Genomic DNA, 23,451 nt, shown 5'->3' on the forward strand with positions numbered 1-23,451 from the left:
CGCGGGAGTCATGGCCGGGCTTGACCCGGCCATCCATCCCTCAAGAACGAATGCCGTCGCGCGCTGCGTTGTGCGCGACGCGCGGCTGACAAACTGCCAATAACCAACACGCCCGACCCTACGCCGAGCTGTTTGCCGAGCGGATGAATGGCCGGGTCAAGCCCGGCCATGACGTCGGGCAGGGAGAAGCGACCCATGGCGACCCTCGCGCGCGAGGAGCGGCTGGCGTTCCAGGACCAGGTGCGCCGTCTGCTCGCCGACCGCAGCACCGAGGCCGAGGTGCGGCGCACAATGGAACTGCCCGCGGGCTACGACCCCTCGCTTTGGCGCCAGCTCGCCGAACTGGGCGTCGTCGGCCTGTTGATCGATGAGGCTCACGGCGGCACCGGCGCCGGCCCGATGGAGCTGGAGCTCGTCATGGAGGAGGTGGGCGCGGCCCTGCTCTGCGGCCCGCTGCTCTCCAGCGGCGTGCTGGCTGCCGGCTTGCTCCAGGCGCTCGGGGATGCGGACGCGCAGGCCCGGCTGCTGCCGCGCATCGCCGACGGCTCGGCCATTGCCACCGTTGCCATCACCGGGACGTCCGGCACTTGGACACCGGAAGGTGTCGCCGTGACCGCCACCGCCGCCGGCGACGGCTGGCGTCTCGATGGCGAAGCCTCCTATGTCACCCACGGGCAGAACGCCGACGTGTTCCTGGTCGCGGCCAATGCGCCCGACGGCCTCGCCGTCTTCGAGGTCGCGACCGGCGCCGCGGGGCTTGCAACGACGGCCCTGCCCACCTTCGACCATACCTTGCGGCTGGCGCAGATCCGCTTTGCCGGCGTGCCGGCGCGCCGACTGGCGGCCCGCGGGGGTGCGTGGGATGCTGTGGAGCAGGCACTGGACCTCGCCCGCGTCGCGCTTGCCGGCGAGCAGGCCGGGGCGGGGCGCCGGGTGCTCGAGTTTACCGTCGACTACGCCAAGACGCGCGTGCAGTTCGGCCGCGCCATCGGCAGCTTCCAGGCGATCAAGCACATGGCAGCCGACCTGCTGCTGGAGGCGGAGAGCGCCATCTCCGCCGCGCGCCATGCGGCGCAGGCCCTTGCCGAGGGTGCGCCCGACCGGGACGCGTCGATCAGCCTGGCGGCCTTCGCCTGCGCCGACGCCTTTTCCACCATCACCGCCACGGCGGTGCAGATGCATGGCGGCATCGCCTTCACCTGGGCGCATCCGGCGCATCTCTACCTGCGCCGCGCCCGCGCCGATGCGCAGCTCTTCGGAACCCCTGCGTTCTATCGCGACCGCTACGTGCAGCAATTGGGAGGTTGAGATGGCTGACGTCGACACATCGCAAACTCCCGATGCAGACGAGGCGCTCGCCCAGGAGGTGCGCTCCTGGCTCGCCGCCAACTGGTCGGGCGCGCCCGTCGACGCCGCGGGACACCGGCAGTGGCTCGCCAAGGTGGTCGAGGCGCGATGGGCGGTGCCGCGCTGGCCGGCCGAGTGGGGCGGGCGCGGGCTGCCGGACGGGCAGGCGCGCATCATCGAGCGGGCCTTCGCGGCCGTCGGCGCGCCGGGCAGCGGGCAGGACCGCACCAACCTGTGGGCCAATACGCTGCTCGCCTACGGCCAGCCGGAGCTGAAGCAGAAGCTGGTGCCGCGGCTGCTGCGCGGCGAGGTGGGCATGTGCCTGCTCTACAGCGAGCCCGGCGCCGGCTCCGACCTCGCCGGGCTGCGCACCCGCGCGGAGCGGCGCAGCGACGCGGCGCATGGTGATCACTTCGTGGTCAACGGCCAGAAGGTGTGGACCTCCAATGCCGCCACGGCCGAGTACGGCATGCTCGTGGCGCGCACCGACTGGGACGTGCCCAAGCACCAGGGCATCAGCTTCTTCTTCTGCCCGATGAAGCAGCCGGGCGTCGACGTGCGGCCGCTGCGGCAGGTCACCAACGAGAGCCACTTCAACGAGGTGTTCCTCACCGACGCCATCGTGCCGGCGGCCAACCAATTGGGCGACCTCGGCCAGGGCTGGAGCGTGCTGCAGACAGCGCTCGCCTACGAGCGCTCGCTGATGGGCGAGCAGGCGCGCGGCCCACGCAGCGGCGCGGCGGAGAGCACCGCGGAGGAGCCGCTGATCGCGCTGGCGCGCGAGGCGGGCAAGCTGGGCGATCCGTTGATCCGCCAGGAGCTTGCCCGGGTGGTGGCCTACAAGAAGCTCAATGCTCTCAACACGGCCCGCGCCAAGGCGGATCTGGCGCAGGGCACCTCGTCGCCGATCATGAGCCTCGGCAAGCTCGCCATGTCGCGCATCCTGCACGAGGAGGCGCGCCTGCGCACGGCGCTGCTCGGCCCCGAGAGCCTGCTCGAAGGCCCGGGCCATCCCCGCGCCGAGGACGCCAACTTTCTGAGCCTGAATGCCTATTTCACGTCGATCGGAGGGGGCACCGATCAGATCCAGCGCAACATCATCGGCGAGCGCGTGCTCGGGCTGCCCAAGGAACCGGAGGTCGATCGCGACGTCCCGTTCCGGCAGGTGCGCGGGGGGTGAGGCGGCCGACGTTTTCCCAGTTGGATGGATGGCCGGGTCGAGCCCGGCCATGACGCTGGAGATGAGGCGCCTTCCATTCCAACGTCGTCCTGGTCGGGCTTGGCCCGACCATCCATCGACGTAAGGGCAGCCTATTCCGCCGCCACGCGGCTGCCGGAGGCGGCGCGCTTGCCGAGGACGACGACGTCGGCGCCCGGCGGCTCGGCGAACAGCTGGTCCACCAGGGCGGCCCGGCGCTCCAGCGTGGCGCGCTGGTTGATGTAGCCCTTGTCGGTGATTTCGTTGCCGTCGACCGACGGCGGCTCGCTCATCAGCAAGGCGCGCGAGACCGTGGTGCTGGAGCCCGGGTTGTCGGCGTTGTAGGCCTCCAGGCCCTCCTTCAGACGGGCGATCACCGCCGGGTGCCGGATGAGTTCCTCGGCGCCCGCCTCGGGCAGGCCGGCGAGCTGGCGGCAGGCCAGCACGTTGGGCCAGGCGAGGATGGCGATGAAGTCCTTGTCCTGGCCGGCGATGACCGCATCCTGGATCACCGGCGAGGCGGCGGCGACGGCGGCGATGCGCAGCGAACCCACGTGCACGAAGGTACCCGTGGAGAGCTTGAAGTCCTCCACCACGCGGCCGGCGAAGATCAGGCCTTCCTCCGGCTTGTCCAGGTTCACCATGATGCCGGCGTCGCCGATCTTGTAGAAGCCTTCCTCGTCGAAGGCCTTCTGCGTCAGCTCCGGCTGGCGGTAGTAGCCCGGCGTCACCGTGATGCCGCGCAGGCGCAACTCGTATTTGTTGCCGGCCGGGATCATCTTGAGCTCGATGCCGGCGAAGGGCAGGCCGATCAGGCCGACGCGCTCGGTCTCCCAATAGGTCGAGGTGGCGGTCGGGGCCGTCTCGGTGCAGCCCCAGCCGGTGGAGAACACCAGGCGATGGCCGGTGTATTTGATCGCCAGCGCCTGCATGCGGTCGTAGAGATCGTCTGACAGCGTGGCGCCGCCATAGGCCAGCTGGCGCACATTCTTGAAGAAGCTGTTGCAGAGGCTTTCGTCGCCTTCGAGCGCCGAGGCCAGTGCCGCGTAACCGGCCGGCACGTTGACGTAGTAAGTGGGCGAGACCTCGCGCAGATTGCGCAAGGTTTCGTCGAACTGTCCGGGCACCGGCCGGCCGTCGTCGATGTAGAGCATGCCGCCGTCGGCGAGCACCGCATTGAACATCGAGTTGCCGCCCATGGTGTGGTTCCAGGGCAGCCAGTCGAGCACGGTGCGGCGTACGGCGCCCGGCTCCGGCGGCGCCGCCTGCTGGCCCATGGCGACGTTGGCGGTCATCATCTCTTGGGTGTTGATGACGGCCTTCGGCATGCCGGTGGAGCCGGAGGTGAACAGCAGCTTGCCGATGGTCTTCGGGCCGATGGCGGCGATCGAGCGCGCCACCGCCTCCGTCACCGGCGTGCTCTCCCATTCCGTGTAGGACACGCTGGCGATGCCGGGCACCGGCCGCTCCACGTGCACCACCGTGACGCCGGTCAGGTCCAGCGCCTTGAGCGCACGCTCGAAGGGCGGGCCGTCCTGCACCATGATCACGCCGGGGGTGAGCAGGTTGAAGACGTGCTTGAGCTTGGTGAACTCGTCGCTCATCAGGGAGTAGCCGGGCGACACGGGGGCGGCCGGCAAGCGGGCCTGCATCGCCGCCTGGGTCATGAAGGCGTGCTCGAGCGAGTTGCCGGAGAGGATCATCACCGGCCGGTCCTCGGCGAGGCCCAGGTTGAGCAGCGCCTGGGTCAGGCCGTCGACGATGCCCTTGGCCTCGCCGAAGCTGACCTTGCGCCAGGGGCGTTCCGGCCCGCGACGCTGGGCCAGCCAGACGTTGTCCGGCGTCGCCTTGGCCCAATGCTCCAGATAGGCCGGCACGTGCCGCTCGTACGGCTTCAGCTCGTGGCGCGAGCGCATGACCATGGAACCGTCGTCGCGACGCTCCAGCTCGATGTCGCGGCTCATGAAATTGATCTTGCGGAACGGCGGCAGCGAGCTCGCGACCATCTCGTCTCTCTCCCGTGAGGCCATGCAGCCTGTTGTTGTGCGAGCGCGCGGCGCTCAAGTCGGGCTCTACCTATAGCGCCTCGCCGGCGGGACGCAAAAGCGATGCGCGGAACAGGCTGCCGAGTGGATGGATGGCCGGGTGGAAGCCCGGCCATGACGCCACAGGGTATGCCGCGACCTTCCCGCCGTCATGGCCGGGCTTGACCCGGCCATCCATCGTACAAGGACTAAGTGGCGGGCGCGGCCGCCATCTGCGCCGGGCCGCGGTCGCTCGGCCAGTAGCGGTCACGCAGCAGGCGCTTGTAGAGCTTGCCGGTGGGGCTGCGCGGCAGCTCGGCCTCGAAGTCGATGGACTTCGGGCATTTGATCGGCGACAGCCGGCCGCGGCAGTAGTCCATCAGCTCGGCGGCGAGCGCGGGGCTGGGCGCAATGCCCGGCGCCAGCTGCACCACGGCCTTCACCTCCTCGCCGAACTCGTCGTTGGGCACGCCGAACACCGCCGCGTCCGTCACCTTGGGGTGGCCGATGAGCGCGTCCTCGGTCTCCTGCGGGTAGATGTTCACGCCGCCGGAGATGATCATGTAGGCCTTGCGGTCGGTGAGGAAGAGGTAGCCCTCCTGATCGAGGTAGCCGACGTCGCCGAGCGACGACCAGCCCTTGTCGTTGTAGGCGCTCTTCGTCTTCTCCGGGTCGTTGTGGTAGCTGAACTCGGGCGCGCCGGCGAAGTAGATCTGGCCGATCTCCCCCGTAGGCACCACCTCGCCGTCCTCGCCGACGATCTTCACCTCGCCCACCAGCGAGCGGCCGACCGAGCCGGGACGCTCCAGGGCCTCCTTGGAGGAGATGACGGTCGAGCCGTTACCCTCGCTGCCCGCATAGTATTCGACCAGGATGGGGCCCCACCAGGCGATCATCTGCTGCTTCACCTCCACCGGGCAGGGGGCGGCGGCATGCACGGCGCCCTTGAGCGAGGAGATGTCATACCTGGTGCGCACGTCCTCCGGCAGCTTGAGCATGCGGATGAACATCGTCGGCACCAGTTGCGAGTGGGTGGCCTTGTATTGCTCCACCAGTCGCAGATAGTCTTCGGCGTCGAACTTGTCCATGATGACCGATGTGCCGCCGTAGCTCATCACCATCATGTTGAAACGCAGCGGCGCGGCATGGTAGAGCGGCGCCGGCGATAGATAGATCGACTCGCTGTTCATGCCGCACATCTTGCCGCAGAGCAGATCGAGAAACGGGTTGATCTTGGTGAATGGCTCGTTGAGGAAGGCCTTCTTCACGCCCTTGGGCTTGCCCGTGGTGCCCGACGAATAGAGCATGTCGTAGCCGAGCACCTGGTCGGCGATCGGCGTGGTCGGCTGCGCGCCCACCGCCGGTTCCCACGCCTGGAAGCCCTCGGCTTCGCCCGCCATCATGTAGCAGACGGTGCCGGGCTTGAGCAGCGATTTGAGCTCGCCGGCGCGGTCGGCGAACTTGCCGGAGGTGATGAACACCTTGGCGCCGCAGTCGCCGACGATGTAACCGACCTCCTCGGGCTTCAGGTGGCTGGAGATCGCCGTGTAGTAGAGGCCGGAGCGCTGGGCGCCCCACAGCACCTCGTAAAAGCGCGCGTTGTTCTCGAGCAGCACGGCGATGTGGTCACCGGGCTTGAGGCCGAGCGAGCGGAACAGCTGCGCGGCCTGGTTGGAGCGGGCCTCGAGCTCCCCGTAGGTGACCGTCTCGCCGGTGCGCGCCATGATGTAGGCGGGCTTCTCCGGCGTGGTCTGGGCGTGAATGGACGGATGGGTCATCGGCGGATGGCTCCCGGAGGAAATGTGCGGGCAAACGACCCGCCCACCTAGCCGGTGTGGCTGGCCGGGCGGCGCGTCGTTTCAACTGCGGCTTAGATGGTGCGGCCGATCAGCTCTTTCATGATCTCGGTGGTGCCGCCGTAGATGCGCTGCACGCGCGCATCCGTGTACATGCGCGAAATTGGGTATTCGCGCATGTAGCCGTAGCCGCCGAACAGCTGCAGGCACTCGTCGATGATCTTGTTCTCCATGTCCGTGGTCCACCACTTGGCCATGCAGACTGTTTCCACGTCGAGCTTGCCGACGAGCAACAGTTCGGTGCAATGCTCCACGAACACCCGGGCGATGCGCGCGTGGGTCTTCACCTCGGCCAGCTTGAAGCGCGTGTTCTGGAAATCCAGCAGGCGCTTGCCGAAAGCGGTGCGCTGCTTGACGTAATCGGCGGTGAGATCGAGCGCCCGTTCCATGGCGGCGACCGCCTGGACGGCGATGATCAGCCGCTCCTGCGGCAGCTGCTGCATCAACTGGACGAAGCCCAGTCCCTCGCGGTCGCCGAGCAGGTTGGCGGTCGGCACCCGCACCTCGTCGAAGAACAGCTCCGAGGTGTCGGCGGAATGCTGGCCGATCTTGTCGAGGTTGCGGCCGCGGCGGAAGCCCTCGACCTTGTCGGTCTCGACCACGATCAGCGAGATACCCTTGGCGCCCTGCGCCGGATCGGTCTTGGCCACCACGCAGATCAGGTTGGCGGTCTGGCCGTTGGTGATGAAGGTCTTGGCACCGTTGATGACATACTGGTTGCCGTCGCGCTTGGCACTCGTGCGCACGCCCTGGAGGTCCGAACCGGTGCCCGGCTCGGTCATGGCGATGCCGGCCACGATCTCGCCGGTGGCGAGCTTGGGCAGCCAGGTGCGCTTCTGGTCCTCGGAGCCGTAGTGCAAGAGGTAGTGGGCGACGATGCCGGAGTGCACGCCGTTGCCCCAGCCGGAGATGCCGGCCTTGATCTGCTCCTCGACCAGCACCTTCTCGTGGGCGAAGTTGCCGCCGGCGCCGCCGTATTCCTCCGGAATCGAGGCGCACAGCAGGCCCTGCTCGCCCGCCTTGGTCCAGATCTCGCGGTCGATGATGCCCTGGTCTTCCCAGCGGTCCAGATGCGGGGCGCACTCTCGCTCGAAGAAGCGCCGCGCCTGCTCGCGGAAGATCACCACGTCTTCGGTTTCGTAAGGCCTCGGCTCGCTCACCGTCCACTCCTGCTGTTCGTCCCCGCCCCCCAGGGGTCTGCGTATTCCGGCAGCTATATCTATCAAACGATTGCTCGACAACGGTCTGCCCTGGTCGTCGCAGCTGAAACCGTTCTAACCTGCGGGCGGGGCGGCCGCGCGCGTCGGCGCGGCCGCGAGGGGAGGGGGACGTCATGGGCAGAGGCTTGGGCGCGGCGGCGACCGCAGCCCTGATCGGGCTCGCGGCGCTTGCCGCGACATCGGCCGCCGAGCCGGCGAAGCCGGCAGGCAAGGAGGTGCTGCCGGTGCGGGTATGGGACATCCCGAGCGTCGAAAGGCTGCCCGACGACGAGCGCGGGCGGCTCGCCCGCTACGGCCGCTCGATCTTCGAGGCGACCTATGCGCACGTCGGGCCGGAGGTCGCCGATCCCGCCAAGCGCTTCGCCGGCAACAATCTCGCCTGCAAGAACTGCCACCTGAACGGCGGCTTCAAGAAATTCGGCTTGCCGGTGATCGGTGCCGCCGCGGACTACCCCGCCTACAGCGCCCGGAGCGGCGCTCCCGCCTCGCTGGTCGAGCGGCTCAACGGCTGTATGACGCGCAGCATGAACGGCCGGCCGATGCCCGCCGGCCTCACCGAGATGCGCGCCCTGGTGAGCTACCTCGACATCCTGTCGACCGGCATCAGGGCCGACGCCGAGGTCATCGGCAAGGGCGCCGGCCGCATGCCAGAACTCGCCCGCGCCGCCGATCCCGCACGCGGCAGGGCCATCTATGCGGACAAATGCGCGCTCTGCCACCGCAGCGGCGGCGAGGGTCTGCGCCGCGGCCTGCCCGGCGACGCGCTGGGCTACCTGGTGCCGCCGCTGTGGGGCCCGGACAGCTTCAACGACGGCGCCGGCATGAACCGGCTGATCACCGCCGCCAACTTCGTGCACGCCAACATGCCCAACGGCACCGACTGGACCGCCCCGGTGCTCGGCGTCGAGGACGCCTGGGACGTCGCCGCCTACGTCGTCTCGCAACCCCGCCCGCACAAGGCCGACCTCGCCGCCGACTTCCCGGACAAGCTCGCCAAGCCCATCGACACCCCGTACGGGCCCTACGCCGACGGTTTCTCCGAGCAGCAGCACAAATACGGGCCGTTCGGCCCGATCGCAGCCAAGGTGAAGGCGCTCGACGCAGCGCGGAAGTAGGATGCAGGATATTCCAAGTCGATGAAGGGCCAGGGCCGGACAGGCCGTGACGCCGGCATGTTGAAGCTTCACACTGATGCCGTCATGGCCGGGCTTGACCCGGCCATCCATCTAAAACGAGAGATCCTCATACAGATCGGCCCACTCGGGGTTGGCCTTGTTGATCAGGTCAATCTTCCAGTCGCGCGGCCAATGCTTGATGTTGTGCTCGCGCTGGATGGCCAATCGGATATCGGGATATTCCTCGTAGAGCACGAGATGCTTCAGGCCATATCTGCGACTAAAGCTGTCGTATTGCCCCGAGCGATGCTCGAAGGCGCGGCGACGCAAATTGCTCGTCACGCCGACGTAGAGCGTGCCGTGCGTCTTGTTGGTCATGAGGTAGACCCAGCCGGTCATAGACCCAGTGGATGGATGCCCGGGTCAAGCCCGGGCATGACGCGGGGAAGGCTTGCCCCACCGAAATGCCGTCATGGCCGAGCTTGAACGCGGCCATGCAGCTCCATCGAGCAACTCTCCGCGCGTTTACCCCTCGCCGCCGATGACGATGGTGGGGATGCCAAGCGTGCCGTCGCGGACGGTGAAGACCTGGGAGCCGGGGCGGCGGCCGCTGCGCAGTTCGGAGACGGCGAAGCCGGCGCCGGCGAGGCGGATGCGCGCCGCCTCGATGTCGCTGGTGCGCCAAGAGAAGCCCCAGAGGTCGTCGGGACCCTCCGAGACACCCTTCTTGACGTCGTGCACCACCTCGACGATCAGGTCGCCGCAGCGGAACAGCATGATGCGGCTGCCCCAGTCGGCATAGGTCTGGTCGAAGCGCAGGCTGAGGCCGAGGCGCGCCCCATAGAAGGCGAGCGCCCGCTCCGGCGCGGGCGTGCGCAGGACCACGTGGTCGAGCCCCACGATGGTGCCCGGCGCATCGAGGCTCGGCTGCGCCCAGACCACGGTGTCGCGCGGGGGCGCCTCGACGAGCGCCACGTGCACGCCGTGGCTCGCTGCCGCATCGATGATGCGGCGCGGGCCGGGCTCGGCTCCGGCGCTGCCGAAGGCGGCCTCGTCCGCCGAAGCGAAGGCCGCGGTGGCGACGCCGCGATTGGCGAGCAGCCGCTCCGCATGGTCCAGGCCCTTCACCGTGAAAGTGAGGCCGTGGAGGCGGTCGGCTGCGCCGGGCGCCACCGCGAGGTCCATGTTGGCCAGGCGAAAGCGCGGTGCATGCCCGTCCGCGAGCGTCGGCGGCACCCCGAGCAGCGCCTCGTAGGCGCCGAGGGCCTCGCCCGTGTCGCGCCCCGCCAGCGTCACATCCCGCAGGCCCTCGATCATGGCATCCTCCACTGTCCGTTCGGTTATGGAACTTGTGCAGTCGGATGGATGGCCGGGTCAAGCCATCCCTCGCGCGATCACCATTGCCAAACCCGCCCGTGCTGCGCCACAACCGGGGCCAACAGCATAACCGCGAGGCGGAGGAAGCATTGAGCTATTTGCAGCAGGAGCCGACCACCGGCACACAGACGCTCCGGACGCTCCGGCGCTACCCCGACCGCATCGCCTTCGCGACGGAGGTAGCCCGCATCACCTATGCGCATGTGGCCAACGTGATCGGCCAGCTGCAGCACGTGCTCGCGGGCCTGAACCTGCCCCGCGGCGCGGGCGTCGCCGTGCTCACCGCCAATCGCTGGGAGACGTGGTGCTGCAGCGTCGCCGCCCAGGCCCTGGCGCTGCGCACCACGCCCCTGCATCCGCTGGGTTCCGTCGACGACCATCTCGACCAACTGGCCGACGCCGAGATCCAGGTGCTTATCGTCGATGCGGTGAGCTACGCCGCCCGCGGCGGCGAACTAAAGGCACGCGCCGGGCTCGCCCATGTCTTCGCGCTGGGGGCGGCGGCCGATTTCGGCCCTGACATCATGCAGCTCGCGGCCGCCGCCGGCTCCGTGACGGCCAAGGACCTGGCTCGCCCGGACGACGCCTGCGTGCTCGGCTTCACCGGCGGCACCACCGGCAAATCCAAGGGCGTGTTGCGCAGCCACAGCGCCGCCAGCGCCATCACCGCCGCCGTGCTCTCCGACTTCGAGCTGCCGCAGGCCCCGAGCTACCTCGCGGTCGCCCCGATCAGCCACGTGGCCGGCACCAAGGTGCTGCCGACGCTGATCCGCGGCGGCACCGTGCACCTGATGAAGAGCTTCGATCCGGAGAAGGTGCTCGCCACCATCGCCCGCGAGCGCATCAACTTCACCCTGTTCGTGCCGACGATGGTCTACGTGCTGCTGGATCATCCCAAGCTCGACGCGACCGACCTGTCGTCGCTCGAGCTGGTGCTTTACGGCGCTTCGCCCATGTCGCCGACGCGGCTGCTGGAGGGGCTGGAGCGCATCGGCCCGGTGTTCTCCCAGCTCTACGGCCAGTCCGAGTGCTATCCGATCTCGGTGCTGCGCAAGGCCGACCACGACAGGGCGAGTCCCGAACTGTTCGCCGCCTGCGGCACGCCGGTCGCCGGCTGCTCGGTGGTGCTGCTCGACGAGGAGGGCCGCGAGGTGCCCCAGGGCGAGGCCGGCGAGATCTGCGTGCGCGCCCCGCAGGTGATGGACACCTACTGGAAGCGGCCGGAGCAGACCGAGGCCGCCTTCAAGGGCGGCTGGCTGCACACCGGCGACGTCGCCCGCGCCGACGAGCGCGGCTACCTCTACATCGTCGACCGCAAGAAGGACATGATCGTCACCGGCGGCTTCAACGTCTTCCCGCGCGAGGTGGAGGATGCGCTGACCAGCCACCCCGGCGTCGCCATGGCGGCGGTGATCGGCGTGCCGGACGAAAAGTGGGGGGAAGCGGTGACGGCGCTGATCGTGCGCCGCCCGGGCGCCGAGGTCTCCGGCGAGGAGCTGATCGCCCTGGTCAAGAGCCGCAAGGGCTCGACCCAGGCGCCCAAGCAGGTCGAGTTCCTCGATGAATTGCCCACCACCGCCGTCGGCAAGGTGGACAAGAAGGTGCTGCGCGCCCGCTACTGGGCCGGCCAGCAGCGGATGGTGGGCTGATCATGCTCGATGCCAAGCTCAAGGCGCGCCTGCGCCTGCCCCTCATCGCCGCGCCGATGCTGCGCGTCTCCGGGCCGGCGCTGGTCAGCGCCGCCTGCCGCGCCGGCGTCATCGGCGCCTTCCCCACCGCCAATGCGGGCGGGCCGGAGGGCCTCGACGACTGGCTGACGCGCATCGCGGCGGAGGTACGCGAGGCGAATGCCGGCGCCCCTTATGCCCCCTGGTGCCCCAACCTGATCATCCGCTCGCCGCACATGGCCGACGACCTCGCCGTGCTGATCAGGCACAAGGTGGAGATCGTCATCACCAGCGTCGGCTCGCCCGCCGCCGTGACCGCGCCACTACACGACATCGGCGCTCTGGTGCTGGCCGATGTCGCCACGCTGAAGCACGCCGAGAAGGCGATCGCGGCAGGCGCCGACGGGCTGGTGCTGCTCACCGCCGGCGCCGGCGGCCAGACCGGCTGGATGAACGGCTTCGCCTTCGTGCGCGCCGTGCGCGCCATGTTCGACGGGCCGATCGTGCTCGCCGGCGGCGTGGTCGACGGCCACGCCCTGCTCGCCGCCGAGGTGCTGGGCTGCGACCTCGCCTACATGGGCACGCCCTTCATCGCCACGGCCGAGAGCCTGGCGGCCCAGGGCTACAAGGACATGCTGGTCGGCGCCTCCATGGATGACGTGCTGCTGACCAAGGCTTTCTCCGGCCTGCAGACCAACATGCTGCGCCCCTCGATCCTCGCCGCCGGCCTCGATCCGGACAACCTCGACGAGTCGATCACCCTGCGGAGCGCCAGGGAGATGTTCGGCCCCGGCGGCGCCGGCCCCCGCCGCTGGGTCGACGTGTGGAGCGCCGGCCACTCGGTGTCGGGCGTCACCGCCGTGCAGCCGGTGGCGGAGCTGGTGGAGGCGCTGGCGCGGGATTACGCGGGGGCGAAGGGGCGGTTGGGGTGAGTCTGGGCGCGCCCGCGTCTCAACAGGCCCTTGAAGCAGAATCCGTTCACGCGAAATGAACGGATTCTGCACTGAAGTTGGCGAGGCCGGATACGTTCAGATCCGCTCGATGATGATCGCCGGCGCCATGCCGCCGCCCGCGCACATGGTCACAAGACCGCGCTTCAGGTCACGCCGCTCCAGCTCATCGAGCACCGTGCCGATCAGCATCGCCCCCGTGGCGCCGATCGGGTGGCCAAGCGCCATCGCTCCGCCATTCACATTGACCTTGTCACGATCGAGCTTCAGGTCGCGGATAAACTTCTCCGCGACCACCGCGAAAGCCTCGTTGATCTCGAACAGATCGATATCATCAACGGTCAGGCCCGCCTTGGCGAGCACCCGACGGGCCGAGGGGACCGGCGCGTTCAGCATCAGCGTCGGATCATCGCCCTGGTTGCCCATGGCCACAACCCGCGCCCGCGGCTTCAGGCCACGCGACTTCGCATAGTCGGGGCTCGCCAGCAGCACCGCGCCCGACCCGTCGACCACACCGGACGAGTTGCCGGGATGATGGATCGGCACGATGTCCAGCCCGGGGTACTTCTGCAGGATCAGGCTGCGATAGGTGGCGCCGCTGTCGTCGACCTGCATTTCGGCCAGCGCCTCGAACGAAGGTTTCAGCGCGGCAAGCCCCTCAAGGGTGGTGCTCGGCCGGGGGAACTCCTCACGATCCAGCGCAACCGTCCCGTCCTGGCGATAAACCGGGACCACGCTCCGGTCGAAGCGCCCTTCACGGATGGCGACATCAGCGCGACGCTGGCTTTCCAGCGCCAGACGGTCGGTGTCCTCCCGTGTGATGCCTTCAAGGCTGGCGATGGCGTCGGCGCAGACGCCCTGGTTCGACTGCGGATGCAGGGCCCGCAACTCGAGATTGCCGCGGTCCATGACCGGCGGGCCGTCGTTGGGCCCACGACGCAGCGGCATCGACATCATCTCGCAACCGCCGGCGACCACAAGGTCAGACAACCCCGACATCACGCTCGCGGCGCCGAAGTTGACGGCGGTGATGCCGGAGCCGCAGAAGCGGTCAAGGGTGACGCCGCTGCTGGTCACATCGTAACCCGCCGTCAGCGCCGACATGCGGCCAAGATCCCCGCCCTGCGGACCAACCTGGGCGCTGGTTCCCCAGATCACGTCATCGACCTCGGCGGTGTTGAGGCTATTGCGCTCGGCCAGGGCCTTCAGCACGGTCGCGCCGAGGTGCTGGGGGTGAATTTCGGACAGCGCGCCCTTGGGATATTTGCCAATGCCGCGCGGCGTGCGGCAGGCGTCGATGATCCATGCTTCGGTCATCTAGCGTTTTCCTCTTTCGTTTCCGGGGCCCCATGGACCGACATCCGGTTTGCGCCGGGAGCATAGACATGCCCGCCCCGGATGAGAAAGGGGTTTTGAGCCCTCTAACAAAGCCCGTTGTTAGTCATGTCGCCGCGGGTTTGGCGGCATGGGCCAAGAAGGCAGCGTCGGCTCTAGCGCGAAGGATGGCGCAGCTCGGTGACAGCGGCCTACGCCGCCGCAGCCGAAACCGCCGCATCGCCCGCGTCCTTCACGCGCCGGCTCGCCGGGTCGTAGAACGGCTTGAGCGAGGCCCGCGCCGGCACGCGCGCGCCGGCGATCTCCACCTCCCAGCCGCCGCTCGCGACGAAGGCGGGGCTGATCGGCTCGCCACCGCCGTCGACGTAGCCCATGCCCAGGGCGGTGCCGACGGTGTGGCCGAACATGCCCGAGGTGATGCGGCCGACGATGGTGCCGTCCTTGAGGATCGGCTCGTTGTGGTAGAGCAGCTTGCCGGGATCATCGAGAGCGAGATTGACCAGTCGGCGCCTCGGGCCGGCCTCCCGCTGCCGCTGCAAGGCGTCGCGGCCGAGAAAGCCGCCGGCCTTGTCCCACGCCACGGCGAAGCCGAGCCCTGCCTCCAGCGGCGTATCCTCGTCGGTGATGTCGTGGCCCCAGTGCCGGTAGGCCTTCTCCATGCGCAGTGAATTCATCGCGTGGTAGCCGGCCAAGGTGAGGCCAAAGGCAGGGCCGGCTTCGATGAGGACATCGAAGACGCCTTGCGCGAACTCGGTCGGGATGTAGAGCTCCCAGCCGAGCTCGCCCACGTAGGTGATGCGGCTGGCGCGCACCTCAGCATAGCCGAGCTCGATCATCTGCGAAGTGGCGAAGGGAAAGGCGGCGTTGGCGAGCGGCGTGTCGGTGAGTGCCGACAGCAGCGCGCGCGAACGCGGGCCCATCACGCCCAGCACGGCGTAACCCGAGGTCACGTCCACCGCGACGGCCTGCGCCCCCTCGGGGATGTGGCGCTTCAGCCAGGCCAGGTCCCGCGTCTGGGTGGCGGCGGCGGTGATGATGAGGAAGCGCGTTTCGCTCTCGCGGGTGATGGTGACGTCGGCCTCGATGCCGCCGCGCGCGTTCAGCCACTGGGTGTAGACGATCTTGCCCACCGGCACCGCGACATCGTTGGCGCAGATGCGGTTCAGCACCGCCTCGGCGTCGGGGCCCTCGAGCACGTATTTGCCGAAGGAGGATTGGTCGAACAGGGCGACCGCCTCCCGGGCGGCGCGGTGCTCCGCCGCGGCGTGGGCGAACCAGTTCTGCCGGCCGTAGGTGTAGCGGTATTCGGCCCGCTCCCCCGCCGGGGCGTACCAGTTCGGGCGCTCCCAGCCAGCGGCCTCGCCGAAGCAGGCGCCGCGCGCCGCCAGCCGGTCGTGCACGGCCGAGCGGCGGACGCCGCGCGCCGATTCCGGCTGCCGGAACGGCCAGTGCATGGCGTAGAGCAGGCCGAGCGACTCGACCGTCCGGTCCTTGAGGTACCGCTTGTTGCGCTGGAACGGCATCATGCGGCGCACGTCCACGTCCCACAGGTCCATGGGCGGATGGCCGTCGACGATCCAGTCGGCGAGCACCTTGCCGGCCCCGCCGGCAGACTGGATGCCGATCGAGTTGAAGCCGGCGGCGACGTAGAGCCCCTCCACCTCCGGCGTCTCGCCCAGGAGGTAGCGATCGTCCGGCGTGAAGCTCTCCGGGCCGTTGAAGAACAGCTGGATACCGGCGCTGCCGAGCGCCGGTACGCGGCGGACGGCGGCCTCCAGCAGCGGCTCGATGTGGGCGAGGTCGTCGGGCAGGCTGTCGAAGGAGAAGCCGTCGGGGATGCCGTCCATGCCCCACGGCTTGGCCACGGGCTCGAACCAGCCGACCAGGAGCTTGCCGGCATCTTCCTTGACGTAGGTGCAGCTGTCGGCGTCGCGCAGCACCGGCAGGTGCGGCGGCAGGCCCGGGATCGGCTCGGTGACGACGTAGAAGTGTTCGGCCGCGTGCAGGGGCACGGTCGTGCCGGCCCGCGCGCCGAGGTCGCGCGCCCACATGCCGGCGCAGTTGACGACGATGTCGGCCTGGATGTCGCCTTGCGCGGTGCGCACGCCGACGGCCCTGCCGCCTTCGACGACGATGTCGTCGACGCGCACCTGCTCGATGATGCGCGCGCCGCGCCCGCGCGCGCCCTTGGCCAGGGCCTGGGTGGTGTCGACGGGGTTGGTCTGGCCGTCCTTGGGCAGGTGCACGGCGCCGGCGAGATCGTCGGATCGCATCATCGGCCACAGGGCCAGGGCCTCCTCCGCCGTCAGCACGTTGACGTCGAGCCCGAAGCAGCGGGCCATGGACGCACCACGCTTGAGCTCCTCCAGCCGTTCAGCATTCGATGCGAGCGCCAGCGAGCCGATCTGCAGGAAGCCCGTTGCCTGGCCGGTCTCGGCCTCCAGCCCCGCGTAAAGCTCGGTGGTGTACTGGGCGAGGCGGGTCAGATTGTGGGTGGCGCGCAGTTGGCCGACCAGGCCGGCGGCGTGCCAGGTGGTGCCCGAGGTGAGCTGCTTGCGCTCCAGCAGGACGACATCGGTCAGGCCGCGCCGCGTGAGGTGGTAGGCGACGCTGCAGCCGACGATACCGCCGCCGACGATGACCACCTGGGCGCGTTGGGGAAGGAGTGCCATTCGCATCATCCTGAGAGTAGGCCGTGGCCGGGCCGCGGCGTCGCATGTCGTGCGGAAGGGTGGGAAGCCGCAGCTCAGCCCTCGGTGAGGCCGTCGGCTTCGTCGAGCCGGCGCAGTTCCGGGTCACGCGCCGCGGGATCGCCGTAGCCCCCGCCGCCCGGCGTCTTCAGCCGCACGCCGTCCCCCGGCTTGAGGTAGAGCCGGTCGATCTTGGTGAGGTGCTCGGTCTGGAAAGCTTGGCCGCCGGTGTGGAACCAGTGGTCGGCCTTGGCGCCTTCGCCGCCGCCGGCCACGCCCTGCGGCGCGAAGCGGCCGCGGTCGGCCACCAGCGTCAGGTAGGCGTCGCCGTCGCGCAGCTCGAAGTCGATCTCGACGCCGAAGCCGCCGCGGAACGCGCCGTCCCCGGCCGAACCCTCGCGCATGGCGTAGCGCGTGAACAGGATCGGCACCGATTGCTCCAGCACTTCGACCGAGGAGTTGCGCGAGGCGGAGATGACGGCGGAGCCGTTGGTCAGCCCATCCTGGTCGGCATAGGCGCCGTAGCCGCCGCCGAAGAAGAAGATGGTGGCGTAGCGCCCCTTGCTCGGCGAGTACCCGCCCATGCCGATGTTGGTGCCCGTGCCGAAGGCGCCGGCCGGCACCAGATCGGGCACCGCCTGGGCGAGCGCCGCCATGGTGGCGCCGACCAGCCGCTGCGAGGTCTCGGTGGTGGTGCCGGAGACGGGCGCCGGCGGCAGCGGGTTGAACATGTTGCCGACTGGCGCCACGATCTTGAACGGCACGAAGCAGCCGGCGTTGATCGGCACGTCGACGAAGACGTGCTTCACGCCGATCATCAGCGCGCTCATAGTGCTGGAATAGGGCGCGTTGAAGGGCCCGCGGCAGGCCGGCGCCGAGCCGGAGAGGTCGAAAGTGATCTCCGAGCCCGCGACCGTCATCACGAGGTCGATCAGCACCGGGTCGGGGTCGACGCCGTCCGAATCCATCCAGTCCTGCACGTGGTAGGTGCCGTCCGGGATCTCGGCGATATGCTGGCGCATGAGCTGCTCGGAGCGGGCCTTGAGCTCGTCGATGGCGGCGAAGATCAGCGTCTCGCCGTAGCGCCCGAACAACTCGTCGAGGCGCCGGCAACCGAGGTCGAGGGCGTTGAGCTGAGCCGCCATGTCGCCGCGCCGGTCCTCGGCCACGCGCATGTTGGCGAGCATCACCTCGACCAGCGCCTCGTTGAGCTTGCCGCCGTCGTAGAGGCGCACCGGCGGAAAGCGCAGGCCTTCCTGGTAGATGTCCGTGGAGACCGGGGTGAAGCCGCCCGGCGTCATGCCGCCCACGTCGGGCCAGTGGCCGGTATTGGCGACGATGGCGAGCAGGCGCCCGTCCTTGAAGAACGGCTGCACGAACTTGACGTCCATGGTGTGCGTGCCGCCCCGGTAGGGGTCGTTGACGATGAACACGTCGCCCGGCTTCATCGTGTCGGCCGGGTGGCTCTTCAGCACCTCCTGCACCGTGTGCTGCATGACCACGATGAAGATCGGCAGGCCGGTCGAGCCCTGGGCGATCACCTCACCGGTCGCGGGATGGAAGATGCCGCTCGCCCGGTCCCAGGCGTCGGCGATGACGGGCGAGACGGCCGAGGCCGCCAGTACCGTGTCCATCTCCTCGGCGACCTGCTCGAAGGCGCCCCGCAGCACCGCGAGCGTGATCGGATCGACGGCCCGCACCGTCGTGGGCGCGGGGGTGGCACCGGCGACGGGCTTGGCGACGTTCATGATTGCACCGCGAGGATGATGTGGCCGGTCGGGTCGACGCTGGCGGCGTAGCCCGGCTCGACGAAGGTGGTGGAATCGGGCTGGAGCAGCAGCGCCGGGCCCGGCACGACGGTGCCGGCGGGCAGCGCCAGCCGCTCGTGCAGCGCTGCCTCGATCCAGGTGCCGGCGAAGAACACCTCGCTCGTGCGCGGCGCCGGCGCCGGCCCGTCCGGCAGGCGGATGAGGCCGGCGATGGAGGCGAGGCCGGCGCCGCTCGTCACCGTCGTGCGGGCGTTGACCAGCACCACCTCGGCGCCGTCGAGCAGGCGGCCGAAGCGCTCGCGATAGGCGTCGTCGAAGGCCGCGTGGATGGCCTCCCACGTGAGCGGCGCGCCGGGCGGGAAGGCGACCGGGATGACGTTGGACTGGCCGCGGTAGCACATGTCGGCGCTAAAGCGCGTCTCGATGTCGACCTCGGTCGCGCCCTCGTCGAGGAGGATGATGCGGCCCTCGTCCGCCTGGGCGCCGAAGATGGCGGCGAGGCCAGCCGCGTCGATGCCGGCGGCCGCGGCGTTGACCGTACGCATGAAGTCATGGCGCAGGTTGCCGAGGATGCAGCCCATGGCCGAGGTGATGCCGGGGTAGATCGGGATCACGGCGCTCTTCAGGCCGATCTCGCGCAGCAGCCGGTTGGCGTGCAGCGGTCCCGCCCCGCCGAAGGCGATCATCGAGAAGTCGCGCGGGTCGAGGCCGCGCTCCAGCAGCTTGCGGCGCACGTGGCCGGCCATCTTGGCGCCGGTGACGGTGAGGATCGCCTCGGCCGCCGCCTCCGCGCTCACCCCCAGCGGCTCCCCGACCTGCGCGCCGATGGCGGCGCGCGCGGTCGCCTTGTCGAGCGCCGCGCCGGCGCCCTTGCCGATGGCGTTGCCGGTTTGCAGCAGGCCGAGCACCAGGCTCGCGTCGGTCACCGTGGGCACGGTGCCGCCCTTGCCGTAGGCGATCGGGCCGGGGCTCGAGCCGGCGCTCTCGGGCCCCACCTGGAGCAGGCCCGCCTTGTCGATCCGCGCCAGGCTGCCGCCGCCGGCGCCGATGGCGTCGATGTCGAGCATGGGCAGGGCGATGGGGATGCCGAAGTCCACCGCCTTCTGCTGGGTCAGCGGCGGCTGGCCGTTGCGGATGACGCAGATGTCGAGGCTGGTGCCGCCCATGTCGCAGGAGACGGCGTCGGCAAGGCCAAGCTCGCCGGCGATGGCGGCCGCGGCGGTGACGCCTGCCGCGGGTCCGGACAGGATCGTGTTGGCGGCAAAGCGCGTGGCGACGGGCGCCGCCATGACCCCGCCGTTGGATTGCACCACCAGGAGCTCGCGCGCGAGGCCGCCGGCGGCGAGCTTCTCGCCCAGGCTGTCGAAATAGCGCCCGATCAGCGGCTGCACGTAGCCGCTGATGACGGCGGTGCTGGTGCGCTCGAACTCGCGCATCGCCGGCAGCACGTCGGATGCGAGCACGATGAAGTCGTTCGGCCATATCGCGGCGACGACCTCGCGCGCTCGCCGCTCGTGCGCCGGGTTGGCGTAGGCGTGCAGGAAGGCGAGGACAACGACCTCGCAGCCAAGCCCGGCGAGCTCGCGGGCCGCGGCCGCGAGGCCCGCCTCGTCCAACGGCACGAGGGTCTCGCCCTCGGCGCTCATCCGTTCCGCCACCTCGCGGCGGAAGCGCCGCGGCACCAGCGGCGCGAACTCGGCCCGCAGGCCATAGGTGTGCGGCCGGTCGCGGCGGCGCAGCTCCAGCACGTCGCGGAAGCCGGCGGTGGTGATCAGCCCGCACCGGGCGCCCTTGCGCTCGATGGCAGCGTTGGTGGCGACCGTGGTGCCGTGGATCAGCAGGTCGACGTGGGAGAGATCGGCGCCGAGCGCGTCGATGCCCTCGACGAGGCCGAGGGCCTGGTTCTCCGCCGTGGTCGGCACCTTGGCGGTGACGAGCTTGCGGGCCGCAGCATCCACATAGATCAGGTCGGTGTTGGTGCCGCCGATGTCGACGCCGATCAGTCTGGTCATGAAGGCAGGTCCTGGGGAGCGGCCGCGCGGGCGGCGTGGCGCAGGTCGCGCCGGGAGGCGGCGTCCGGGCGCGCCTCGCCGAGGTAGGCGGCGATGACTGCGGGGTCGGCGACGATCTCGGCGGGCGTGCCGTCGGCGATGCGGGTGCCGAAGTTCAGCACGGTGACGCGCTCGCAGATGCCGAGGATGAAGCGCATGTCGTGCTCCACCAGCACCACCGTGAGGCCGTCGGCGGCGAGGGTGCGCACGAGGTCGGCGACGAACTGCGTCTCGACCGGGTTGAGGCCCGACGCCACCTCGTCGAGCAGCAGCAGCTTGGGCCCGGTGGCAAGCGCGCGGGCGATCTCCACCAACCGGCGCGGCCCGTAGGAGAGCTGGCTCACCGGGGTGTCCGCGGCGCGCTCGAGCCCGACCAGGGCGAGCAGGTCGTGGGCACGGCGGCGGATGGCGGCCTCGTCGGCGGCTTTGCCCCGCACCGAGAGGATGCTGGCCAGGAAGCCACAGCGGCTCGTGCGGTGGCAGCCGGTCATCACCGTCTCCAGCGCCGTCATCGCCTCGAACAGGCGCGGCGTCTGGAAGGTGCGGCAGATGCCGGCCGCCACCCGCCGCTCGGCCGGGGCGGCGGTGACGTCGCGGCCGTCGAAGTGGACCGTCCCGGCGCTTACCCGCGTCAGCCCGGAGACCAGATCGAAGGCGGTGCTCTTGCCGGCGCCGTTGGGACCGATGAGGCCGTGGATGGCACCGGCCGTGACCGTCATGTCGAGTTCGCGCACGGCGACGAGGCCGCCGAAGCGGCGGCTGACGCCGTCGAGCCGGAGCAGGGGAGCGGTGGTCATGACGCTCGCCGTCCCAGGCGCCGGGCGGCGTCCGCGAGGAGGCCCGCGACGCCGCGGGGCATCAGCGCCATGGAGGCGATGAGCAGGACGCCGTAGGCCAGCATCTTGTACTGGGCGAAGTCGCGCAGGTACTCGGGCAGCACCACCAGCAGCGCCGCGCCGACGATGGCGCCGGGCAGGCTGCCGAGGCCGCCGACGGTGATCATGATCAGCAGCACGACCGACTCGTGCCAGGTGAAGCTCTCCGGGCTGATGAAGCGGAAGACGTGCGGCATGAACGAGCCGGCGAGCCCGGCGGCGGCGCAGCCGAGGGTGATGGCGATCATGCGGTAGGCATCGGTGGGGATGCCGACGCTGCGCGCCGCCGTCTCGTTCTGGCCGAGCGCCCGGAAGGCCCGGCCGATGCGGCCGTGGCTCAGCCGCAGCAGCAGGGCGTAGACCAGCGTCAGCGCCACCATCTCGGCGATGAACAGGTCGAGCCGCGTGCGCAGTGCGTAGCCGGCTATGGTGAGCGGCGGCACGCCGGTGATGCCGGCCGTGCCGCCGGTCAACGACACCCAGTTCGCGATGATCTGGTGGACGATGACGCCGAAGCCGAAGGTGGCGATCTTGAAGTAGACGCCGTTGAGGCGAATCAGCTGCGCCATCAGCAGGCCGGCCGCCGTTGTGAGCGCCACCGCGCCCAGGCACGCCAGGGGAAAGGACAGGCCGAAGCGCTTCTCCAGGATGACGGTGGCATAGGCGCCGATGCCCATGAAGGCGGCGTGGCCGAGCGAGAGCTGGCCGGCGACCCCCACCATCAGCTGGAGGCCGAGCGCGGCGATGGCATGGAAGGCGACGATCAGCCCGAGGTAGAGCGCGAAGCCGCCGAGCGAGACAGGCAGCAGCCAGGCGACCGCCATGACCAGGGCGAAGACGAGCCAGTCGCGCTGGGTCTCGGTCGGGCGCCAGGCGCGGCCGGCGGGGCGCGCCGCGCCGCGGGAGCGCGGCCCGGGCAGCGCACCGACCAGCGGCTTGGCCTGGGTTAAGGGCTTGGCCTGCGCCATAGGTTTCGCCTGCGCCTCTTGCCGGCTCATGAGCGAGCTCCCATCAGGCCGGTCGGTCGCAGGATGAGGACGGCGATCATGATCGCGAAGGCGATGCTGTCCTGGTATTCGGTGGCGATCAGCTGGCCGCCGAAGGTCTCGCCCAGCCCGATGATGAAGCCGCCGATGACCGCGCCCGGGATGCTGCCCAGCGTGCCCAGCGCGGCCGCCGCGAAGGCTTTCACCCCGATGGCGCCCATGTCGAAGGACACGAAGGCGATCGGCGCGTAGAGCACGCCGGCGAGCGCGCCGATGGCGGTGGCGATGGCGAAGGAGGCCGACGAGGTCAGGCCGGCGCGGATGCCGAAGGTCGCCGCGGTCTCGGGATCGTCCGCCGCCGCGCGCAGCGCCAGCCCCAGCCAGGTGCGGGTGAAGAAGAGGTGCAGCGCGGCGAGCAGCAGCGGCGTGACGACGGCGATGTAGAGGTAGACCGCCGGCAGCGGATAGCCGGCGACGACGACGATCTCGTGCGTCAGCGGCGTCGGATAGACGACCGGGTTGGCGCCCCAGATCAGGCGCGCGCCGTTCGACAGCACGATGCCGATGCCGAGCGTCAGCAGCACCAGGTAGACCTGATCGGCCTTGCGCTTGACGCTGGGCCGGAAGGCGAGGCGCTCGATGACGAGGCCCAGCACCGCCGCCCCCAGCATGGCGCCCACGATGGCGAGCCAGAAGGGCGCCCCGGCGAAGGTGGCGAGCACGGTGTAGCCGAGGAAGGCCCCGACCATCATCATGTCGCCCTGGGCGAAGTTCACCAGCCCCATGGCGCGGTAGATCATGCTGAAGCCGACCGCCACCAGCCCGTAGATGCTGCCTATGGCGAGCCCGCTCATCAGCTGGATCACGAAACTCATGTTCCCGTCATGCCTCTGACCGGCCGCTCAGGCGATGGAACAAGAGCGTCGACCCGACGGAGCCGACCGGGCCGCTGCGCTCCCTCTCCCCGCATGCGGGGAGAGGGAGGGGTGAG

17 protein-coding genes are annotated in these 23,451 nt (G+C 69.8%); 5 read left to right on the forward strand and 12 right to left on the reverse strand.

The features are described 5' to 3' along the window. Positions 1-195 precede the first annotated feature (195 nt). Both IEW34_RS12840 and IEW34_RS12845 read left to right on the forward strand, forming a co-directional pair. The gene (locus IEW34_RS12840; RefSeq protein ID WP_188609580.1) at positions 196-1,308 is read left to right on the forward strand and encodes an acyl-CoA dehydrogenase family protein; all 1,113 of its coding nucleotides are present in this window, start codon (positions 196-198) and stop codon (positions 1,306-1,308) included. A 1-nt stretch (position 1,309) separates the two neighbouring features. Continuing rightward, positions 1,310-2,527 carry an acyl-CoA dehydrogenase family protein gene (locus IEW34_RS12845; protein ID WP_188609581.1) on the forward strand — a complete coding sequence of 406 codons (1,218 nt, stop codon included), beginning with the start codon at positions 1,310-1,312 and terminating at the stop codon, positions 2,525-2,527. A 131-nt stretch (positions 2,528-2,658) separates the two neighbouring features. On the opposite strand, the gene IEW34_RS12850 is transcribed toward IEW34_RS12845, so the two are convergent. The 3 genes from IEW34_RS12850 to IEW34_RS12860 form a co-directional block, all read right to left on the reverse strand. Further along, positions 2,659-4,551, reverse strand: coding sequence for an AMP-binding protein (locus tag IEW34_RS12850; RefSeq protein ID WP_188609582.1), 1,893 nt, complete (start codon positions 4,549-4,551; stop codon positions 2,659-2,661). Between the two features lie 227 nt (positions 4,552-4,778). Next, on the reverse strand, positions 4,779-6,347 hold the full coding sequence (locus IEW34_RS12855) for an acyl-CoA synthetase (protein ID WP_188609583.1): 1,569 nt from the start codon (positions 6,345-6,347) through the stop codon (positions 4,779-4,781). Positions 6,348-6,439: 92 nt separating this feature from the next. Then, the gene (locus tag IEW34_RS12860; protein WP_188609584.1) at positions 6,440-7,585 is read right to left on the reverse strand and encodes an acyl-CoA dehydrogenase family protein; all 1,146 of its coding nucleotides are present in this window, start codon (positions 7,583-7,585) and stop codon (positions 6,440-6,442) included. Positions 7,586-7,758: 173 nt separating this feature from the next. On the opposite strand from IEW34_RS12860, the gene IEW34_RS12865 reads away from it, so the two are divergent. Next, complete coding sequence (locus IEW34_RS12865; protein ID WP_188609585.1) at positions 7,759-8,760, forward strand: c-type cytochrome; 1,002 nt, start codon at positions 7,759-7,761, stop codon at positions 8,758-8,760. Between the two features lie 111 nt (positions 8,761-8,871). On the opposite strand, the gene IEW34_RS12870 is transcribed toward IEW34_RS12865, so the two are convergent. Continuing rightward, positions 8,872-9,159 carry a GIY-YIG nuclease family protein gene (locus IEW34_RS12870; protein WP_188609586.1) on the reverse strand — a complete coding sequence of 96 codons (288 nt, stop codon included), beginning with the start codon at positions 9,157-9,159 and terminating at the stop codon, positions 8,872-8,874. A gap of 126 nt (positions 9,160-9,285) precedes the next feature. Then, positions 9,286-10,077, reverse strand: coding sequence for a VOC family protein (locus IEW34_RS12875; protein WP_188609587.1), 792 nt, complete (start codon positions 10,075-10,077; stop codon positions 9,286-9,288). 149 nt (positions 10,078-10,226) lie between these two features. Here IEW34_RS12875 and IEW34_RS12880 point away from each other — a divergent pair, with 149 nt between their 5' ends. Continuing rightward, entirely contained in the window at positions 10,227-11,786 is a 1,560-nt protein-coding gene (locus tag IEW34_RS12880; protein WP_244641949.1) for an AMP-binding protein, read from the forward strand. A 2-nt stretch (positions 11,787-11,788) separates the two neighbouring features. Beyond that, positions 11,789-12,736, forward strand: a complete 948-nt coding sequence (locus IEW34_RS12885; protein WP_188609589.1) for an NAD(P)H-dependent flavin oxidoreductase — start codon at positions 11,789-11,791, stop codon at positions 12,734-12,736. 96 nt (positions 12,737-12,832) lie between these two features. On the opposite strand, the gene IEW34_RS12890 is transcribed toward IEW34_RS12885, so the two are convergent. The 7 genes from IEW34_RS12890 to IEW34_RS12920 form a co-directional block, all read right to left on the reverse strand. Next, on the reverse strand, positions 12,833-14,071 hold the full coding sequence (locus IEW34_RS12890; RefSeq protein WP_188609590.1) for an acetyl-CoA C-acetyltransferase: 1,239 nt from the start codon (positions 14,069-14,071) through the stop codon (positions 12,833-12,835). Between the two features lie 209 nt (positions 14,072-14,280). Continuing rightward, positions 14,281-16,761 carry a GcvT family protein gene (locus IEW34_RS12895; protein ID WP_188609591.1) on the reverse strand — a complete coding sequence of 827 codons (2,481 nt, stop codon included), beginning with the start codon at positions 16,759-16,761 and terminating at the stop codon, positions 14,281-14,283. A 74-nt stretch (positions 16,762-16,835) separates the two neighbouring features. After that, positions 16,836-18,527, reverse strand: a complete 1,692-nt coding sequence (locus IEW34_RS12900) for a hydantoinase B/oxoprolinase family protein (protein ID WP_188609592.1) — start codon at positions 18,525-18,527, stop codon at positions 16,836-16,838. Continuing rightward, positions 18,524-20,560, reverse strand: a complete 2,037-nt coding sequence (locus IEW34_RS12905) for a hydantoinase/oxoprolinase family protein (protein WP_188609593.1) — start codon at positions 20,558-20,560, stop codon at positions 18,524-18,526. The genes IEW34_RS12900 and IEW34_RS12905 overlap by 4 nt, the downstream gene beginning before the upstream one ends. Further along, the gene (locus IEW34_RS12910) at positions 20,557-21,396 is read right to left on the reverse strand and encodes an ABC transporter ATP-binding protein (protein ID WP_188609594.1); all 840 of its coding nucleotides are present in this window, start codon (positions 21,394-21,396) and stop codon (positions 20,557-20,559) included. Before IEW34_RS12910 ends, IEW34_RS12905 begins: the two co-directional genes overlap by 4 nt. Beyond that, a complete protein-coding gene (locus IEW34_RS12915; RefSeq protein ID WP_188609595.1) occupies positions 21,393-22,472 on the reverse strand; it encodes a branched-chain amino acid ABC transporter permease in 1,080 nt (359 codons plus the stop codon). The genes IEW34_RS12910 and IEW34_RS12915 overlap by 4 nt, the downstream gene beginning before the upstream one ends. Next, entirely contained in the window at positions 22,469-23,335 is an 867-nt protein-coding gene (locus IEW34_RS12920; protein ID WP_188609596.1) for a branched-chain amino acid ABC transporter permease, read from the reverse strand. Before IEW34_RS12920 ends, IEW34_RS12915 begins: the two co-directional genes overlap by 4 nt. Positions 23,336-23,451: the final 116 nt, after the last annotated feature.

This window comes from Chelatococcus reniformis (assembly GCF_014640075.1).
GTDB classification, from domain to species: Bacteria; Pseudomonadota; Alphaproteobacteria; order Rhizobiales; family Beijerinckiaceae; genus Camelimonas; species Camelimonas reniformis.